At 68.5% G+C, this 13201-nt stretch carries 11 protein-coding genes; 3 read left to right on the top strand and 8 right to left on the bottom strand.

From position 1 onward, the window contains the following. Positions 1 to 64 precede the first annotated feature (64 nt). The 3 genes from ACFV9G_RS12995 to ACFV9G_RS12985 form a co-directional block, all read right to left on the bottom strand. Positions 65 to 727, bottom strand: a complete 663-nt coding sequence (locus ACFV9G_RS12995) for a hypothetical protein (RefSeq protein ID WP_378727884.1) — start codon at positions 725 to 727, stop codon at positions 65 to 67. Positions 728 to 849: 122 nt separating this feature from the next. Further along, on the bottom strand, positions 850 to 1632 hold the full coding sequence (locus ACFV9G_RS12990) for an SDR family NAD(P)-dependent oxidoreductase (RefSeq protein WP_378727883.1): 783 nt from the start codon (positions 1630 to 1632) through the stop codon (positions 850 to 852). Continuing rightward, a complete protein-coding gene (locus ACFV9G_RS12985; RefSeq protein ID WP_378727882.1) occupies positions 1616 to 3619 on the bottom strand; it encodes a hypothetical protein in 2004 nt (667 codons plus the stop codon). The genes ACFV9G_RS12990 and ACFV9G_RS12985 overlap by 17 nt, the downstream gene beginning before the upstream one ends. A 221-nt stretch (positions 3620 to 3840) precedes the next feature. Here ACFV9G_RS12985 and ACFV9G_RS12980 point away from each other — a divergent pair, with 221 nt between their 5' ends. The 3 genes from ACFV9G_RS12980 (at position 3841) to ACFV9G_RS12970 (ending at position 5599) form a co-directional block, all read left to right on the top strand. After that, complete coding sequence (locus ACFV9G_RS12980) at positions 3841 to 3996, top strand: hypothetical protein (RefSeq protein WP_378727881.1); 156 nt, start codon at positions 3841 to 3843, stop codon at positions 3994 to 3996. After that, positions 3993 to 4403, top strand: a complete 411-nt coding sequence (locus tag ACFV9G_RS12975) for a hypothetical protein (protein ID WP_378727880.1) — start codon at positions 3993 to 3995, stop codon at positions 4401 to 4403. The genes ACFV9G_RS12980 and ACFV9G_RS12975 overlap by 4 nt, the downstream gene beginning before the upstream one ends. A 356-nt stretch (positions 4404 to 4759) precedes the next feature. Then, a complete protein-coding gene (locus ACFV9G_RS12970) occupies positions 4760 to 5599 on the top strand; it encodes a hypothetical protein (RefSeq protein ID WP_378727879.1) in 840 nt (279 codons plus the stop codon). Between the two features lie 7 nt (positions 5600 to 5606). Here ACFV9G_RS12970 and ispG read toward each other — a convergent pair whose 3' ends face one another. The 5 genes from ispG to ACFV9G_RS12945 all read right to left on the bottom strand — a co-directional run bounded on the left by ispG (position 5607) and on the right by ACFV9G_RS12945 (position 13096). Beyond that, positions 5607 to 6758 carry a flavodoxin-dependent (E)-4-hydroxy-3-methylbut-2-enyl-diphosphate synthase gene (gene ispG / locus ACFV9G_RS12965; RefSeq protein WP_378727878.1) on the bottom strand — a complete coding sequence of 384 codons (1152 nt, stop codon included), beginning with the start codon at positions 6756 to 6758 and terminating at the stop codon, positions 5607 to 5609. 22 nt (positions 6759 to 6780) lie between these two features. Beyond that, positions 6781 to 8139 carry a M50 family metallopeptidase gene (locus tag ACFV9G_RS12960; protein ID WP_378727877.1) on the bottom strand — a complete coding sequence of 453 codons (1359 nt, stop codon included), beginning with the start codon at positions 8137 to 8139 and terminating at the stop codon, positions 6781 to 6783. Further along, on the bottom strand, positions 8136 to 9245 hold the full coding sequence (dxr, locus tag ACFV9G_RS12955) for a 1-deoxy-D-xylulose-5-phosphate reductoisomerase (RefSeq protein WP_378727876.1): 1110 nt from the start codon (positions 9243 to 9245) through the stop codon (positions 8136 to 8138). Before dxr ends, ACFV9G_RS12960 begins: the two co-directional genes overlap by 4 nt. Before the next feature lie 216 nt (positions 9246 to 9461). Then, positions 9462 to 11498, bottom strand: a complete 2037-nt coding sequence (locus ACFV9G_RS12950; RefSeq protein ID WP_378727875.1) for an acyltransferase family protein — start codon at positions 11496 to 11498, stop codon at positions 9462 to 9464. Positions 11499 to 11653: 155 nt separating this feature from the next. After that, positions 11654 to 13096 carry a gamma-aminobutyraldehyde dehydrogenase gene (locus tag ACFV9G_RS12945; protein ID WP_378727874.1) on the bottom strand — a complete coding sequence of 481 codons (1443 nt, stop codon included), beginning with the start codon at positions 13094 to 13096 and terminating at the stop codon, positions 11654 to 11656. Positions 13097 to 13201 lie beyond the last annotated feature (105 nt).

Below are 13201 nucleotides of genomic sequence, written 5' to 3'. Positions count from 1 at the left end.
ACCGAGCCTAGGGCCAATCCGGTCGTACGTCGCCCTGCGGCTCGCGGACCGGATCAGGCGCTGTTCAAATCGCAAAGGTGCGTTCGATCGTGTGCATTCGCTCGCGGATGGTCTTGAGGCGTACGTCCTGGCCGGCATCGCCGGTGTCTCCCCAGACCGCCCGGCCCACCATCACGCCGCGGGCACCGAGTGCTCGGACCCGCGGCAGCCGCCCGCTGAAGTCGTCCCAGCCCATCCCGTCGGAGCGCGCGACCCAGGGAGCGCCGCCGATCTCGGCGGCTGCGATGGCCGCAAGGCCATCGTCGTTGACCTTGAGCTTGAGCACGATGCCGCCACACTGCGACCGCGCGGCGAGAGCGGCCAGATCCTCGAGGCAGTCCGGTGTCGCGCAGTACGGCTCGAGGAAGACCCGGTCGTAGCCGGGGAGGTGCTCCAAGATGGTGAGCGCGATCGGTGCGCAGCCGTCCCGGTGATCGTCGAACCCGACCTTGACCGCGTCGGTCGACCGCTCCGGGACGACGAGATCGTCGACGGTGCGGATGTCCGGGAGCCCGGCACAGGCGAGCTCGCGGCGTACGTCGCCGTGGCCCTGCGTGGGACGCACGACGATGCCCCAGCCAGGGATGTTGGCCACCAGATCGAGGATCCCGGACCTGATGTCGGCGGAGTCCGGGGTGCGGAAGAGCGCGTCGTCCGCGTGATCGATGGCAAGCCAGAAATTGGTCACTGTTGTCGCCAGTCTGAGAAGGGAAAAAGGAGACGTGTGGAGGCGCTAGGCGAAGCCTAAGCAGAGCGATCTCACATCGCTGGCATCTCGCGTAAATTACAGATTGCGCGCGGCGGCGTCGGTCAGTATTCGCCGCCGTCAGCGACGATGCACTGTCCGTTGATCGCACCCGCGACGTCGGAGGCGAGGAAGACACAGACCTTCGCGACGGCGTCGGCGGTGACGAATCGGTGCCCGGGGATGCGCGCGGCCCGGTAGGAGATGTACTGGTCGACGGTCACGCCCTCCTTGCGGGCGTGCTTGACGAAGACCTGCCGCGAGGACTCGCTCCACATCGGACCCGGTGCCACGACGTTGGCCCGGACGATGCCCTCCTCCTCCTGCGCGATCGCCTGGGCGAGCCCGGTCAGCGCGTGCTTGGACACGCCGTAGGCGCCCCGTCGTGACGGCGTACGGATCCCGAAGACCGAGCTGACCAGGACGACCGCGCCGGACCGGGCGGCCCGCAGCTTGGGCAGCGCGAGCGAGGCCGTGCGCCACGCCGAGGTCAGGTTGAGGTCGAGGGTCAGCTGCCACTCGGCCTGGTCGATCTCGGCGACGGTGTCCGGGCTGGGGTTGATGCCGGAGCAGTTGATGAGCCCCGAGAGCGTCTCGAACCCGGCGAGCGTCTCGGCCAGGGCATCCACACCGTCGTCGGTGGTCAGGTCAGCCTCCACCCGTGCGAGGGCACCGGTTTCGTCGGCCAGGTAGGCCAGCTCGGTGGTGCGGCTGTAGCCATGCACGATCACCGGCGTGCCGTCGGCACTGAGCCGACGGGCAACGGCACTGCCGAGGTCGCCTGTGGCTCCGAGGACAAGCACCGGTGGCCGAGACTGCGCGCCCGGCGACTCAGGCAGTGTGCTCATGGCGCTCCTTGATCCGTTGGATCGCCGTCCTCACCACGACCTCGTGGGTGGGCGGCAGACCAGTGAGAGCTTCGAGATGGCTCAGGCAAGTGATATCACCCATTTGCCCGAGCCGATATGCGGTTATCGGAATCGCCGGCGCGAGAACCGGATGCTGCAGCCGTCGGATCAGAGCCCCGGTGATGTCGGTGTCCATACGGAGCGCGTCGCGCTCACGACCGACGGTGCGTGGATCCTCCTCACGGTCCAGGATCCGCAGGTAGCCGTCGACCGGCACCCGGCCGCGCAGGATCAGCTGGAACATCGCCGCCTTCCGCAGGAACAGCGACTGGAACGCCTCCAGCACGAACTCGAGCTCGTCCCAGTAGCGCTGCGGCGCCTGGTCGAGGAGGTCGCCGTAGTCCTCCCGCTCCTCGGTCAGATACAGGCAGATCAGCCGGTCCATCCAGGACAGGCTCTCGCGTACGCTCAGCCGGGCCACCGCGTCGAGGTCACCAGGCTGGAACCCGGCCTTGAGGAAGGTCATCACCATCCCGCCGAGGTGCATGTGGACGAAGCGGGCGCCGTCGAGTGCCATCGCGCGGCCGTCGCGTAGCCGGTCCCGGATGCTCTCGGCGACGAAGTACCGATAGAAGGTCTCGTGGGCGAACTCCGCCGACTCCACCGAGTCCCTGGTCCGGCCCGTCACTCCGAAGGCCTCGGAGTGATCGAGCAGATCGGCGATCCACTCGTACGTCAGGAAGTCACGCTGCCTGGTGATGTCGAGGTCACGCTGCAGGTTGGCGAAGAGCCACTCCGAGACGCGCGGGACCGGGATCAGATCCTGCTCCTGGGAGCCCGGCTCATCCATCCCGGTGAACAGGTCCCACGCGATGTCGCGGTAGGTCTGGAACCGCACCCGACTGGGGATGCGGGAGCTCTTCCGGTCCCAGGGCTGACCGCAGATGTGCTTGAGGTGGACGGTGTAGCCGTCCCACAGCGTCTGGGGAGCCGGAGCGCCCTCCTCGATGGAGGCGTAGAGCTGCTTGAGGACCATCGGCGTCGCCGGAAAGAACCCACCGCCCCGCTCCATCTCCGCTGCCAGGTTGCGCAGCTTCTCGTCGCCGCCGCGCTCCTCGCCGAGGGCGCGGACCTCGACCGGGGAGATCGGCTCGACGCGTACGACCATCGGGTCCTCGACGCCGAGGTCCTCCAGCCGGGCCGGGCTGCGCAGCTGCTCGGCGAGCTCGTCGCGCTCGGTCTGCAGGTTGCGCTTGCTGATCACCACGAACCGTCCACCCCGGCCGAACGCCGAGCGCAGCTCGCTCAGGTCGGGCCGGGTGACGCCGTGCTCCTCGGCGCTGGAGGAGATCAGGTCGAAGTCGTCGATGACGATCGGCGAGCGGTCCTCGCCGACCAGGTCGCCGTAGTCGACGGCACCGTCACGCAGGCTGATGTAGCGCACCTGCTGCTTCGAGGCGGTCCACTCCCTGGCCTCGATCGTCTTCCCCGAGCCCGAGGGTCCGGTGAGGAAGAACAGGTTGGACTCGGTGTTGTCGAGCCACCGGCCGAGGGCCTCGACGAGCGGGATCGTGGCCTGCTCGGTCGTCAGCCCGCTCAGCGCCGCCACCCGAGCCCGCGGGAAGGTCAGGCGGGAACCGGTGGCGGGCACCGGTGCCGCCGTCGTCGCTGGGCCCAGCACGGGCACGGGCACCGCGGTGTCCTCGCCACGCCAGGCGTACGCCTTCCACCACTTCGCCTGCCAGATGCCGGTGTTCTTCCGGATCCACTCGCCCCGATGGGCCGGGTCCAGAGTGCGCGGCACCGCGCCGCCGACCACGCGGATGAGCTCGTCGAGCGGCATCAGCTTCGAGCCGGACGTACGCCGGTAGAAGGTGCTCCGGGCCATGGCCACACCGGCGCCGCCGTCAGCTTTTCCGGTCACCTGGCGGACCCAGGCGCGCAAATCGCCGTTGAACTGCTCGGGTGAGAGAGATTCGTCGGTCATTTCCCCTCGCCGAGTCGTCGCGAACGCGGTTGAGAGTATCTCGCAGGCGTCCCAATTCTGTCCCAGAAACGTCCCAACTGACCAGGGACTGTCTTTACTTCGTCTCCACTCCCACCCGGCTACTGGCGAGTTGGATGTGGCGTCCGCCACCTTGGAGATGTCCCGATCAGGGACAGCGCCGGCCCCACCTTCGGGCCCCACCGCTGAAGGAGATGATGACCATGAGGAACCAAAAGTTCAGCATCGCCACCTTCGCCGTCACGCTTCTTGTCGTGTTCGGCTTCAACCAGCTGCTCAGCGCCGAGCCGCCCACGTGCCAGGCAGCCGCCGGCACCTCGTCCGTGTCCGTCGTCCTCACGGAAGGAGTGCTGTCATGAACAGCTTCATGCGCCCCGGCGAAACCGTCCGGGCCCGCGGCGGCACCCGCTCCGGAAAGCGCGGTGTCGTCGTCGCCACCGCCGCAGGCCGCACCAAGGTCCGCTTCAACGGCAGCAGCGGCACCCGCTGGGTGCGCACCGGCAACCTGAGGTCCACCGGCAGCGGCTCGCTGTCCTGGATCCTCCCGGTCAAGGCCGCACTCGTCCTGTTCCTGGTCGTACCGGGCCTCCGGTTCGTCGTCGTCCACCTGTGGACCCACGGCGGACTCGACGGCTTCGCCACGGCCCTCGGCAACCAGATGGGCCAGGCCGCCCTCGCCTGGGGCCACCTGGTCACCACGGACCCGCTCGGAGCGCTGCTCCACCTCGGGTTCCTCGGCGTGGTCTCCAGGCTGATGCACTGGTGAGACTCACGAGACCTCCGAGACGTACGCAGGGGGACGTCTCGCGGGAGAGAGAAGGGCCCGGTCCGGCTGTGACGGACCGGGCCTTACCGCGTGAACCGGGCACGTCATCCGGACGCTGACGATACATTTGTGGGACTCCAGCAGGATCCGTCCAGGACAGATCCAGGACCGCAGCTGAATCGGCCACGTTCAACCCGGAGGATGAGATGGCTCAGCAGCCCGACGGCCCCGCCGCTCTCAACCGGGATCTCCGTACGTGGGTTCGCAACTGGACGGGTCAGGGGATCGGGCAGATAGCGAAGCGTGCGAATATCAGCCACAGTCGTGCGTACGCCGCAACAGCCGACTCGAACCTGGTGCCACGAGACGTCCTGCACGCCCTCATCCGGGCCGCCGCGCCGGCGTCGTTGCGCGAGGGACAACGCGACGCATGGATCAGCGAATGGTCACAGGAATGGGATCGCCGTTGGGAGGCCGCTGAGGCCGCCAGCCGTGGCGAACAGCCTCGACCACGCCCGCCTGCGCCGGTCATCGAGCACGCATCGGCTCCGCCGGCCGTCCCGAACACGATCGGGCGACTTGCGCCGGAGATCGCGCTGGCCGCGTTGGCGCCGATCTCGGACAAGGCTGTCAGGGAGATCGCGGCCAGGCACGTCTACATCGCGCGAGAGCCGGTCCTTATCGGCCACCATGAGCAGACCTCGATCGGTGTCTACCTCGACCTGCACACCGCATCGTGCGACCCGAAGAACCGGGAGACGCTCGCGCAGTTCCTCGCCGGACAGGTCGAGCGCGCGGTCGGACGCATCGACGCCGCCACCACGGTCATCGCCACGCCGCGCGAGGGCAACACGCTGGTCACCAGCCGGGTCGCCGAGCTGTGCGGCACTCGATTCCTGATGGTGCGCACCTTCAGCCGGCCACGTTTCGGGTTCCCCATCGAGGGCACCTTCACCGAGGGGCAGGAGGCGCTCCTCGTCGACGACCTGGTCATGGGCACCCTGATCCCCCGCACGGCCAACCTGTTACGGACGCACGCCGGCCTTGCCACCCGGCGCTGTGTCAGCATCTTCGAGCGTGCCGACGTCGGCGCACGCGAAACCGTCTCGGTCGCAGATGTGCACCTCGATGCGGCGTACGCCATCGACGACGACCTGATCGCCGCGCTCCGGCGCACGTTCGACCAGTATCACTAGGGGCTTGTCAGCTGACGGACACCTGAGCGCCGGCGCCCTCGACGGGCTCCATGCCCTCGGCGATCTTCATCGCCTCTTCGATGAGCGTCTCGACGATGGCGGCCTCGGGGACGGTCTTGATGACCTCGCCCTTGACGAAGATCTGGCCCTTGCCGTTGCCGGAGGCGACGCCGAGGTCGGCCTCGCGGGCCTCGCCGGGGCCGTTGACGACGCAGCCCATGACCGCGACGCGCAGCGGGACCTCGAGGCCGTCGAGGCCGGCGGTGACCTGCTCGGCGAGCGTGTAGACGTCGACCTGGGCGCGGCCGCAGGAGGGGCAGGAGACGATCTCGAGGCGGCGCGGCTTGAGGTTGAGCGACTCCAGGATCTGGATGCCGACCTTGACCTCCTCGACCGGCGGCGCGGAGAGCGAGACGCGGATGGTGTCGCCGATGCCCTGGCTGAGCAGGTGGCCGAAGGCGACCGCCGACTTGATCGTGCCCTGGAAGGCCGGGCCGGCCTCGGTGACACCGAGGTGAAGCGGCCAGTCACCGGCCTCGGCGAGCAGCTCGTAGGCGCGCACCATCACGACCGGGTCGTTGTGCTTGACCGAGATCTTGAAGTCGTTGAAGCCGTGCTCCTCGAACAGAGAGGCTTCCCAGATCGCAGACTCGACCAGCGCCTCGGGGGTGGCCTTGCCGTACTTCTCCAGCAGCCGCTTGTCGAGCGAGCCCGCGTTGACGCCGATCCGGATCGAGGTGCCGTGGTCCTTGGCGGCCGCGGCGATCTCCTTGACCTGGTCGTCGAACTTGCGGATGTTGCCCGGGTTGACCCGGACCGCCGCGCAGCCGGCCTCGATGGCGGCGAAGACGTACTTCGGCTGGAAGTGGATGTCGGCGATCACCGGGATCTGGGACTTCTTCGCGATCGCCGGCAGCGCGTCGGCGTCGTCCTGGCTCGGGCACGCGACCCGGACGATGTCACAGCCCGAGGCGGTGAGCTCGGCGATCTGCTGCAGGGTCGAGTTGACGTCGGAGGTGAGCGTGGTCGTCATCGACTGCACGGAGATGGGGCTCTCGCTGCCCACACCCACCGAGCCGACCTTGATCTGGCGGGTCTTGCGGCGAGGGGCGAGCACCGGGGCGGGAGCCTCCGGCATACCGAGGGGGATCGACGTCATGTCTACCAATCTTACGTGCGGGTCAGGCCTGGAGATGAAGCGGGACGACGAGGTCGGCGACGATCAGGACAACACCCATCACCAGGAGCGCCGAGGCCACGACGTACGCCACCGGCAGCAGCTTCGCCGGGTCGGCATGTCCCGGGTCGGGCCGCCGGAAGACCTTGGCGAAGGCGCGTCGGATGCCCTCCCACAGCGCCGTCGCGATGTGACCGCCGTCGAGGGGCAGGAGCGGGACGAAGTTGAAGATGCCGATGAACAGGTTGAAGCCACCGACCAGGAACGCGAAGCTGGCGACCTTCTCGCCGACGTCGAGGCCATCGTGGGCGGCGATCTCGCCGGCGATGCGGCCGCCGCCGACGATGCTGACCGGACTGTCGGCCGAGCGCTCCTCGACACCGACGATCGCGAGCGCGACGTGCCAGACCTTGACCGGCAGCCTCAGCAGCGAGTGGACGGCGTTCTCGGCCATCGCACCCATCTCCTTGAGCGCGTAGACCGGCCCCTCCTTGGTCGTGACCACGTGCGAGGTGGGAGACATCCCGAAGAAGCCGACCTTCGCGGTCTCCGGGTCAGCACTGGTGTCGTCGACATCCTTGACCCGCTCCTGCACGACGGTCTGGGTGCTCAGCGTCATCTGCTCACCGTCGCGCTCGATCACGATGGTGGCGTCGCCGTCCATGTTGTCGCGGATCAGCTCCTGGGCGACGGCCCACGAGGTCAGCTCGGTGCCGTTGAACGAGATCAGCTCGTCGCCGGGCTTCAGGCCGGCGTCGGCGGCGGGGGTCGGCTTGTCGCTCGCGCGGCACTCGCGGCCCTGGTCCTCCCAGGTCAGCAGGCACTCCTGCAGGCTCGAGACGACCGGATGCCCCTCGTCGACGACGTTCTCGTGGACTCCGTAGATCCCGAAGACGCCCCAGAACACGAAGAACGCGATCGCGATGTTCACCGTGGGCCCGCCGGCCATCACGATGACCTTCTTCCACCAGGCCATCTTGTAGAAGAGCCGCGGCTCGTCCTCGGGACGGATCAGCTCCCACTCGGCCGAGCGGGCGTCGCTGATCAGCTGGGTGAACATGCCGGTGTTGGACTTGCGGATCTTGAGCGCACCGTCGTCGGTGCGCTCCCCCAGCTGGTCGGCGCCGGGCGGCAGCATCCCGACGATCTTGACGTAGCCACCGAGCGGGATCGCCTTGAGGCCGTACTCGGTCTCGCCGACCTGCTTGGACCACACCGTCGGCCCGAAGCCGATGAAGTACTGGGTCACCTTCCCGCCGAACGCCTTCGCCGGGATCATGTGACCGAGCTCGTGGAGCCCGATCGAGACCAGGATCGCGACGACGAAGCCGATCACGGCCAAGGTGTAGAGCAGAACACTCACGGGCGGGTCTCCAGGATGCGGGTGGCCTCGTCGCGCGCCCAAGCGTCGGCGGCGAGCACGTCCTCGATGGTGAGGGTGCTTTCAGAGCGTACGCCGTGGTGGGCTGCCAACACCTCCGCAATCGTGTCCACGATGCCGGTGAACGGGATCCGTCCCTCGTGGAAGGCATCCACGCACACCTCGTTGGCTGCGTTGTAGACAGCGGGGTGGGTGCCGGCGCGGGTGCCGGCCTCACGGGCCAGCCGCACCGCGGGGAAAGCGACGTCGTCGAGCGGCTCGAAGCGCCAGTCGGCGGCCTTGGTCCAGTCGATCGGGGTCTCGGCGTCCGCCACTCGCTCGGGCCAGGCCATCCCCATCGAGATCGGCACCAGCATCGTCGGCAGCCCGAGCTGGGCCACCACCGCGCCGTCGGTGAACTCGACCATCGAGTGGATGTACTGCTGCGGGTGGACGACGACGTCGATCCGGTCGAAGGGTACGTCGAAGAGCAGGTGTGCCTCGATGACCTCGAGTCCCTTGTTGACCAGGGTGGCCGAGTTGGTCGTGATCACCCGGCCCATCGCGAAGTTGGGGTGCTTGAGGGCCTGCGCCGGGGTGACCTCGGCGAGCTCGTCGCGGGAGCGGCCGCGGAACGGGCCGCCGGAGGCGGTCAGCACCAGCTTGCGCACCTCATCGGCACGACCGGCGCGCAGCGACTGCGCGATCGCGGAGTGCTCGGAGTCGACCGGGACGATCTGCCCCTCGCCCGCGATGCGTTTGACCAGCGGGCCCCCGATGATCAGCGACTCCTTGTTGGCCAGGGCGAGCGTGTTGCCCGCCTCCAGTGCGGCCAGCGTCGGGCGGAGCCCGACGGCGCCGGTGATCCCGTTGAGCACCACGTCGGCGGGCTGGGCGGCGGCCTCGACCGAGGCCTCCTCCCCCAACCCGGAGAACCTCGGCGCGAACTCGGCCACCTGCGCCTCGAACAGCTCCTTGTTGGCCCCACCCGCGGTCAGCCCCACGACCCGGAACCGGTCCGGATTGGCCCGCACCAGGTCGAGGGCCTGGGTGCCGATGGACCCGGTCGAGCCGAGGATCACCACGTCGCGTGGTCGCTGATCGTTCACCTGCCCATCCTCCCAGCAGAGGCTGAGAGGGCGCCAAACGGCCAGGCCTCGTCAGGCACGTCTCGGCCCGAAAGGATGCCAGAAATAGCAGCAGCCCCGGACTCCCCCACGGGTCCAGGGCTGTGCATGAAACGTTTTGCAACGTCTGCCCACAATTAAGCCACAAAGATGCACGTAAAGGCAAATCCTGAAACGGGCATCCCAGTTAAATTCGCATCAGATCAGCGGATCGAGGATGGCCCCGAGCCGCGGCGTGACGTGACGGACCCAGGACTCGGTCAGGTGCGAGTCGTCGTAGTAGGTGACCTTCTCCCCCACGACCAGCGGGCAGCGGTCTTCGGCACACACGAATCGCTGGGTGTCGACGTACGCGGCCTCGGTGCCTTCCAGCGCCGTCTCGGTGAGCTCGTTGCTGCTGGTCTCGCGCGAGTCCTGGTCGCTGAGGCAGGAGCGCTGGTCGGCCTCGGGGTCGCTGAGGCAGTCGGCAGGATTCTGGTCGACCTTGGGCACGTCGCCGAGCACGACGACCTTGCGGGAGATCTCCCGATAGGCCTTCACCGTGGTGCGCACCGCCCGGGACCACTGCTCGTCACGGTCCATCCCGTCGTACGTCTTCGGCATGAAGAGCTGACCGCGAGCCGTCGAGACGATCGTGTCGGGGTCGAGGCGCTCGAGGTGGTCCGCGGACCAGTCGCGGAAGTCGTCGCACTCGGCCTGGGTCATCTTCTTGCCGCGGTGCTGGACCGGGTAGGGAGCGCAGCCGACCTTCACGACCGGCACCACCCGGAAGCCGTTCTCCTTGCCGAGGTCGTCGAAGGCGGTCAGCCACATGCCGGCGTGGGAGTCGCCGACGACGGCGACGGTCTTCTTCGCATCGGTGTCGCCGAGGGTGCAGTCGGTGCCGCGGGTGTCGCCGTAGTTGGCGTAGCAGTCGCCGTAGGACTTCTGCCACCGATCGTCGGTGATGTCCTCACCGAGCACGCCCGGCGGGATCGGACCACCACGGTCGGCGATCTCGAGCGCGGCACGCAGCTCGCGCTGAACCTGCGGCGGGCCGCCGGTCTCGGCGGCGGTGTCGGGGACCTCGTGGGCCGCGAACCACGCCTGCGCCTCGGCGGCCCGCTCCTTCTCGGCGTAGGCGGCATAGCCGGTGGTCAGCCAGCCGCTGCCGACCGCCAGCACGAGCGCGACCGGCCACAGGGCCAGCGCGCGCAGTCCGTGCGAGAGCACCGGCACCTGCTTGTGCTGGAACGGGAGCTCGACGAAGCGGTGGCTCAGTGCCGAGAGCATCACCGCGACGGCGACCGCGACCGTCATCTCCAGGGCGGCGTTGCCCAGGTGCAGGACCTCAGGAGCCAGCACGATCAGCGGCCAGTGCCACAGGTAGAGGGAGTAGGAGATGTCACCGACGTACCTCAGCGGACGGATCGCGAGCAGCCGCGCGGTCGGGGCGTTCGCGCCCGAGGCCAGCAGCGCGACCGTGCCGAGGGTGGGCACCAGCGCCTGCCAGCCGGGGAACGGGGTCGCCTCGCTGAACAGGACGGTGGAGGCGAGGATCGCCGCGGCTCCCGCCAGGCCGGCGATGATGCTCGCGGCGCCCTTGAGCCGGCCGCCCCAGCAGGCCAGCAACGCGCCGGCGGCGAGCTCGTAGGCTCGGGCCGGGGTGGAGAAGTAGGCGGCGGTCGGGTTCTCGCCGGTGGCGTGGATCGACCACGCCAGACTCACGACAGCGATCACCGCGGCGACGACAGTGAAGCCCTTGCGGCCGAGCCTGGGGAGGAGCAGGAGGGCGAGCACCGGCCAGACCAGGTAGAACTGCTCCTCCACCGAGAGCGACCAGTAGTGCTGGAACGGCGAGGGCTCGCTGGGCTGGAAGTACTGCACGCCCTCGGCCGCGAAGTGCACGTTGGCCAGGAAGAACGCCGCCCAGGTGCCGTCGGCGGCCGCGTCGGTGAGCCGGGTGGTGGGCAGCTGCCAGGCGGCGTACGCCAGGACGACCAGGATCACGAGAGTGGCTGCCGGCAGGATCCGGCGGGCACGACGCGCGTAGAACTGCGGGATGCTGACCGTTCCCGATGTGTCAGCCTCGCGCAGCAGCAGGGTGGTGATCAGGAAGCCGGAGAGGACGAAGAAGACGTCGACGCCGACGAACCCGCCCTCGGTGTGCGGGATGCCCGCATGGGCAGCGACGACCAGGCCTACGGCAATGGCCCGGAGACCTTGGACATCTGTCCGCCATTGCTTGGCTGACATGTGGGGTGCACCTCGTGTGGGGGTCGACTGCTATCCATTGCTGGGTCCGTGACGCGGAGGTACGCGAAACGGCCCTCGATGCTTTCACGGACATGGTCTGCTCTCACATCGAGGGTCGCCGACCGACCTGTTGAATTGCTGTCCCCACTGATGTCTCAGCCCCCGATGTAGGACATCACGTGCTTGATCCGGGTGTAGTCCTCGAACCCGTAGACGGATAGGTCCTTGCCGTAGCCGGAGTGCTTGAAGCCGCCGTGGGGCATCTCGGAGATGTAGGGGATGTGGGTGTTGATCCAGACGACACCGAAGTCGAGGCGCTTGCTGACCCGCAGCGCGGTGGCGTGGTCCTTGGTCCACACGCTGGACCCGAGGCCGTAGTCGACGTCGTTGGCACATCTGAGCGCCTCGGCCTCGTCGGCGAACCGCTGCACCGTGATCACCGGGCCGAAGATCTCGTGCTGGATCTGCTCGTCGTCCTGGCGGAGCCCGGCCAGGACCGTGGGCTGGTAGAAGTAGCCGTTCTCGCCGCCCTCGACCCGTGCCGGTGCACCTCCGGCGGCGATCGTGGCGTGGTCCGGGAGGCGGTCGACCATGCCCTTGACGCGGGCGAGCTGACCGGGGTTGTTGAGCGCGCCGACGTCGGTGTTGTCGGCGGGGAGACCGACGGTGGTGTCGCGGGCCGCCTCGGCGAGAGCCGCGACGAACTCGTCGTGGATGCCCTCCTGCACCAGCACCCGGGTCGCGGCGGTGCAGTCCTGGCCGGCGTTGAAGTAGCCCGCCGCCGCGATGCCGGCGACCGCCTTGTCGATGTCGGCGTCGTCGAAGACGATCACCGGCGCCTTGCCGCCGAGCTCGAGGTGGACGCGCTTGACGTCCTGTGCCGCAGTGGCGGCGACCTCCATGCCGGCGCGCACCGAGCCGGTGATGGCGACCATCTGCGGCGTCTTGTGCCGGATCAGCGCGCGGCCGGTGTCGCGGTCTCCGGTGACGAGGTTGAGGACACCCGGCGGCAGGAACTCCTGGGCGATCTCGGCCAGCAGCGCGGAGCTGGCCGGGGTGGTGTCGGAGGGCTTGAGCACGACCGTGTTGCCGGCGGCCAGGGCCGGGGCGATCTTCCACGACATCATCGCGAGCGGGTAGTTCCACGGCGTGACCTGCCCGATCACGCCGATCGGCTCGCGACGGATCCAGGAGGTGTGGTCGGGTAGATACTCGCCTGCGCTCTTCCCCTCCAGGGTCCGTGCCGCGCCCGCGAAGAACCGGAAGTGGTCGATCGTCGGCGGCAGTTCCTCCTCCAGGGTCAGCTGATAGGGCTTGCCGGTGTCCTTGACCTCCACCGCGGTCAGCTCCTCGGCCCGGGCCTCCATCGCGTCGGCGATCCGGAGCAGAGCCAGGCTGCGCTCCTGGGGCGTGGTCTCGCCCCAGCTCTCGAAGGCCGCTGCTGCGGCGGCGTACGCCTGGTCGACGTCGGCCTCCGCCGACATCACGGCCTGCGCGTAGACCTCGCCGGTGGCGGGGTCGACGACTTCGTACGTCGCGGCGTCGGCGGCCTCGCACAGCTCGCCGCCGATCACGTTCCTGAAGGTCTGGTCAGCCATGCGCTAGAGACTAACTCCTTCCTGTAACAGGGATGTCACAACTGAATCCGAAGTGATAATCGCACTTTGAAACGGATTCGCTTGCGAAAGCCAGATGCGGTGGGT

Origin of the sequence: Nocardioides sp. NPDC059952, assembly GCF_042730435.1 — a bacterium.
Classification (GTDB): Bacteria; Actinomycetota; Actinomycetes; order Propionibacteriales; family Nocardioidaceae; genus Nocardioides.
Note: the sequence above shows the minus strand (reverse complement) of the source record. Positions and strands in the feature narration are given on the sequence as shown.